Consider the following 226-nt stretch of genomic DNA (forward strand, 5'->3'; position numbering starts at 1 on the left):
CGGGCGGTGTAGGCGTGGGTGAGGTCGTGGACGAGGAGGGTGTGGGACCAGCCGTCGAAGGCGATGTGGTGGATGCCGATGCCGAGGAGGGTGCGGTTGGTGGAGCGGTCGCGGATGATGGCGGTGCGCCAGTTGCGGCCCTGGGTGTAGTCGAGGGGTTGTTGGACGGCGTCGGCGAGTTGGTCGAGGGCGTCCTGGGTGGTGGCGGCGTCGGTGAGCAGGAGCA

The 226-nt window shown here is 69.5% G+C and carries 1 protein-coding gene; it reads right to left on the reverse strand.

Going from position 1 to position 226, the window contains the following annotated elements; translation table 11 throughout:
• Window positions 1-226: condensation domain-containing protein (locus ACVMYR_RS33235; protein WP_457123717.1), on the reverse strand; the 226-nt coding region annotated here is incomplete at both ends.

This window comes from Micromonospora sp. PTRAS2 (assembly GCF_054052245.1).